The organism is Mesorhizobium sp. M1E.F.Ca.ET.041.01.1.1 (assembly GCF_003997355.1).
Lineage (GTDB): Bacteria > Pseudomonadota > Alphaproteobacteria > Rhizobiales > Rhizobiaceae > Mesorhizobium.
Genome location: NZ_RZSL01000802.1, coordinates 1 through 2,205, shown reverse-complemented (window position 1 = coordinate 2,205; position 2,205 = coordinate 1). Strand labels below are relative to the sequence as shown.

Sequence of the window (2,205 nt, the reverse complement as noted above, 5' to 3'; positions counted from 1 at the left end):
CTGCAAGCCCGACGCCGGCGAGCCCGAAGCCCAGCCACCAGAGCCGGCGGTGCCGTCCCTGCCTGATCTCGGACGTGGCGTTGGCGACAATCTTGCCATGCAGCGTCCGGCTTGGGGCTTCGACATGATGCCGGTCGAGGATGGCGTCGAGCCTGCCGGCGCGCCGTAGGATGGCGCGGCCCTCTTCGCTTTCGGCAAAAAGCGTGGCGGCGGCCTGCTCGGTCCGCGGCCAGCGATGCAAGGCGCTGCCATAGGCGTCCGCCAGCACGGCGAAGCGCTTGGCATCCAGCGGCACGTCGGTGGTCTTCCGGTTCTCAGCCATCTCGTTTCCCCATCCACTCTTTCGGCGTAGCCCCCCACGCCTTCATCCAAAAATTCGGCAATGCCTTCGCCGTCTCAGTCATCGCCATCATCTCCGATGAGCAGGGCCTGCAGCGCGCGGCGACCCCGCGCGAGCAGGCTTTCCAGCGCATCGACGCTGACCTGCATGGCGCCGGCGGCTTCGATGTTGGACAGCTCCTGATAATAGACGAGCACGATCGCCTCGCGCTGGCGCGGCGCGATGCGCAGCAAGGCCTGTTGGACGCGCCGGCCCTCGTCTCCGGGAGGGGCGTCGGGAAGCGGTCTCTCATCGGCCACCTCCGGCAGTTCATCCGTCGTCCATTCGCGGCGGCGCCGCAGCCGGTCGTAACAGAGGTTGAGCGCTACCCGGTGGATCCAGGTGTCGAAGCGCGCGCGCTCCTGGCGCCAGCCGGAGGCATGGCGCCAGATGCGCACGAAGGTCTCTTGAGCAACGTCCTCGGCCTCTGCCGCATCGCCCAGCATGCGGGTGGCGAGCGAAAGCACGCGCGGCAGCTTGCGCGCCACCATCGCCTGCACGGCGGCTTGGTCGCCGGCACTGATGCGCCGTACCAGTTCCTCGTCCGGATCGGCGCCCATCAGCCTGGGCGCTCCCGATGATCATCGTGCCGCATAGCCTCTCGGTCATTGCTCCTGATTGGGAGCGGTTTTGTGGCCCGGCCTCTCGTCCGCGCCGAGCACGCCATTGCCGTTCTTGTCGAGCCTGGCGAAGCGCTTGGCGAGAAAAGCGTCGAGCTCCGACTTGTCGACGAACCCGTCCTTGTTGGCATTCATCCGCGCGAAGGCTTTGGCCGGATCGCCCTTGGCCTTGCGCTCGGTCTGGAATGCCGTCCACTCGGCCAGGCCGACCCTGCCGTCGCCATCCGTGTCTGCCCGCATGAAAGCCTTTTCCCGCCGCGCCTCGAATTTTTCCAGCGTGGTGCCGGGCTTGGCGGTGGCGGGAGTGCTTGGCGCCGGTTGGACCGGCGCGGGGGCGGAGGTTGGCGTCGTTGTCTGGGCGGCCGCTGCGGCGGCCTGCAGGCCAAGGGCAACGACAAGGATAGTACGACGGATCATGCTCTCGTCTCCGGTTGCGCGCGGCCATTGGCGGCCACGCTTCAGCCGTTAAACGCGGTGGCAGAGAAAATCCGTCGGTCGTTCCGCCATACGAGATCGGCGGGTCTGGCGGCGCCCGAAAGCAGCCCTTCAGGGGGCGCTGAAACTATTTCCGTTCGTTGACCACCACCAACTGGTCCGGCTTGAAACCGGCATGCTGCGGGGTCCAGACGTCGCCCTCGCGGTTGAACCAGTGGCACAGATACGTGCCCGAGGCAGCGCCATCGCTCACCGTCATGTCCGGGCCTCCGGATTTCAGCCTGACGACGTCTCCAGTCTTGAAACCATTGGGCATTTTGACCTCCCATGCTGACACCGGAAGTTTCCCACCAACAGCGATTCTCGACAATGGCCGAGATGCACCTACAACGTGGTACAGGGCTGGAAATGCAAGGAAAACTGGTGCCGCTTGCGTGACTCGAACACGCGACCCCATCATTACGAATGATGTGCTCTACCAACTGAGCTAAAGCGGCCGGGAAGCGATTAGGCCTCCAAGATGCGCCGGTTGATAGACTCAACCGTCAGCTAATTCAAGATGGGTGGCGGCGAAATCCGGCGCCCATGCGCGGCAATTTCGGCCGGCTGCAGCCGCATGACAGTCTCTGGCCGCCGGCCGCGGCGGCTTGCCGGTCGGCATCCGGTCCGCCGGAGTCGATCCGGTGGCGGTGACAAAAATGTTGATTCTTCAACAAAAAACGCCGAAATGGGCTTTGGATGCGTCGGCAAGACTGCCGCTCGCCCGTTGAT

Annotated in this window: 5 protein-coding genes and 1 tRNA gene; all 6 read right to left on the bottom strand. The window is 65.1% G+C overall.

From position 1 onward, the window contains the following. Window positions 1-322 (bottom strand): hypothetical protein (locus EOA38_RS34360; RefSeq protein WP_127301311.1); only part of this gene is annotated, 322 nt, incomplete at its 3' end. Between the two features lie 74 nt (window positions 323-396). Further along, window positions 397-939 (bottom strand): RNA polymerase sigma factor, encoded by a 543-nt coding sequence (locus tag EOA38_RS34355; RefSeq protein WP_127301310.1) that lies wholly within the window; start codon window positions 937-939, stop codon window positions 397-399. A 45-nt stretch (window positions 940-984) separates the two neighbouring features. Beyond that, window positions 985-1,416: an acid-shock protein gene (locus EOA38_RS34350; RefSeq protein WP_127301309.1), complete on the bottom strand. Its 432-nt coding sequence runs from the start codon at window positions 1,414-1,416 to the stop codon at window positions 985-987. A gap of 145 nt (window positions 1,417-1,561) precedes the next feature. Further along, window positions 1,562-1,750, bottom strand: a complete 189-nt coding sequence (locus EOA38_RS34345) for a DUF2158 domain-containing protein (protein WP_126090405.1) — start codon at window positions 1,748-1,750, stop codon at window positions 1,562-1,564. 105 nt (window positions 1,751-1,855) lie between these two features. Further along, window positions 1,856-1,931 (bottom strand) — tRNA-Thr (locus EOA38_RS34340). Window positions 1,932-1,988: 57 nt separating this feature from the next. Continuing rightward, window positions 1,989-2,205: hypothetical protein (locus EOA38_RS39890; protein ID WP_210213008.1), on the bottom strand; the 217-nt coding region annotated here is incomplete at its 5' end.

Bases quoted from the DNA above. Each gene is read 5' to 3' on its own strand.
- EOA38_RS34355 (WP_127301310.1), bottom strand. From the start codon at position 939: ATGGGCGCCGATCCGGACGAGGAACTGGTACGGCGCATCAGTGCCGGC.
- EOA38_RS34350 (WP_127301309.1), bottom strand. From the start codon at position 1,416: ATGATCCGTCGTACTATCCTTGTCGTTGCCCTTGGCCTGCAGGCCGCC.
- EOA38_RS34345 (WP_126090405.1), bottom strand. From the start codon at position 1,750: ATGCCCAATGGTTTCAAGACTGGAGACGTCGTCAGGCTGAAATCCGGA.